Here is a 2,395-nt window from a genome sequence, read left to right as displayed (position 1 = left end):
TTAAACGTCGGCGATAAAGTAGAAGAAACCTTCACGGTGTCGTCTGTTGATGGAACACCGTCCACTATCAAGGTGACAATCAACGGTACTAACGACACCGCTACTGTCAGCAGTGCGACCGTCGCTATCGATGAAACTGACAAAGCGGTAACGACATCAGGAGCTCTCACCAGTACCGACGTGGATAATCCAGATAACGCATTCACACCGGATTCGATTACTGGCACCAACGGCAACCTCACCATTGGTGCTAATGGCCAATGGACATTCACCGCCAACAGTGCGTTTAATCAATTGAACGTCGGCGATAAAGTCGAAGAAACCTTTACCGTCTCTTCCGTTGATGGCACACCGTCGGCCATCAAAGTGACGATTAATGGCACCAATGACCGCCCTACTATCTCAGGTACCTCAAGTGGCGCGGTGATCGAACAGGGCTTGAACACGGCAGGAAACCCCGATGCGACAGGGAGCTTAATCGCGACTGATATAGATAAGTCCGACACCGTTACGTGGGCAATCAATCAACCCCAAGGTCAATGGGGAACGCTGTCGATTGATCAGCATGGTCATTGGCACTATCAGCTAGACAATTCAACCGGCGGTGCCGCGGATAAACTCGCGGCTGGTGAACATCAGTCTGAATCATTCTGGATCACCGCTACCGATTCAACAGGAGCGGCAGTCCCTCATAAAGTCGTTATCGATGTGCAAGGCAGCAACGACAAACCAATTGTCAGTGCGTGGACTCAGCTTCCTGCGGGTAAAGAGGATCAACCCGTAACCATCAAGGCTTCTGACTTGCTAACACATGCAAGCGATGTGGATAGTAGCGATGTATTGCACGTGACAAATTTGCAAGCGACACACGGTAGCCTGACTGATAATAAAGATGGCACTTATACCTTCACGCCAGATAAAGATTTCAATGGTGAGATTCGACTCACCTATGATGTGGTTGACGGCCATGGGGGCAGCGTCAGCACTCAAGCTAAGTTTGATCTTATCGCAACTCCAGATAACGCGATTATTACCGACGCACAAGCCAATGCAGACTTACGGGGAGTAACTGAAGATCGCGGCTATATAGATACCCACTACCAACTGCATTACGACGGCAGATTAAACATCCAAGACCCTGATAAGGGAGAGGCACAGTTTGATCCGAATATAGGCTCACAAACCTATCAAGGTATTGGCTACGACACCAAACTGGGTGGGCACATACTGCTCATGCGCGACGGTCACTACACCTATACCCTCGACAACCGCAATATACAGAACTTAGCGCAAGGCGAAGTTAAACACGATTCAGCCATTATACGCTCAGCAGATGGTACAACACACACGATAGAGCTAACGGTTCATGGTACCAACGATGCCCCAACCATCAATGCTCAGTCCCACTCAGTGACTGAAGGTGGAAGCGTTCTAAATGGACAAATGGTTGGCCAAGATATTGATACCGGTGCGGCCTTGACTTACAGCGCACCGCAGATTGATGGCTTGGTGGTTAATCCGGACGGCAGTTATAGCTTCGATCCTGCTCACTCTAGCTATCAATCGTTAGCATCAGGTGTCACGAAGACATTGACTGTTCCAGTAACAGTCACAGACGAGCATAATGCGAGCAGCACTCAAAACCTCTCAATAACGATTACAGGGGTTAATAATTCTGCCGTTATCGGCGGTGTCTATACTGGAGATGTTCATGAAGGGCATACCTATACAGCACCAGATGGTACAATGTCTGGTGGCTACGTCGATGATCGCTCACCAGATCATATGCATGGAAACATCGGCAAATTATGGAACGACGAAATACACACTGATGGTCACCTGAACATTGTTGATCCAGACTCCGGTGAAAGCCATGCCCAAACCGGCGTTTATTACGGCACTCATGGTCGTGTCATACTTCAGAGTAACGGAGATTGGAGCTACTACGCTTCCATAGGCCAAGACGCAACAGGTAGAAAGATTGATCACCTCGGCCAAGGTGAATCGATAACGGATACTGTCACCGTCAAATCGGCTGATGGCACCACTCACGATATTGTTGTCACCGTTCATGGCGATAACGACCGTCCGTATTGTTCTGGTGAAGTGCAACTGAACAGCGGTAAAGAAGATCTTGCTCAAACCATCACAGCAACCGAGCTAATCGCTAATACTGTTGACGTAGACGCCAACGATGCAGGTAAGCTCACTATCGCTAATTTGCATGCTGACCATGGCTCGATTCAAGACAATCACGATGGAACCTTCACCTTCACTCCAAGCCACAATTACAACGGCAGCGTCCACTTCACCTACGATGTGAAAGACGCGCATGGTGGTACAACACACACTGGCGCATCAACGACGCTCTCGGCTGTTGGCGATGCTGCCCAAA

1 protein-coding gene is annotated in these 2,395 nt (G+C 49.2%); it reads left to right on the top strand.

Annotation, left to right across the window (positions count from 1 at the left end; translation table 11 throughout):
* A partial coding sequence (locus AB4323_RS00020; RefSeq protein ID WP_372151320.1) for a VCBS domain-containing protein occupies nucleotides 1–2,395 on the top strand: 2,395 nt, incomplete at both ends.

Origin of the sequence: Vibrio sp. 10N.261.52.C11 (assembly GCF_041471405.1) — a bacterium.
GTDB classification, from domain to species: domain Bacteria; phylum Pseudomonadota; class Gammaproteobacteria; order Enterobacterales; family Vibrionaceae; genus Vibrio; species Vibrio crassostreae_C.
The sequence above is the reverse complement of the archived record's forward strand: the minus strand, read 5'-3'. Positions and strand labels throughout refer to the sequence as shown.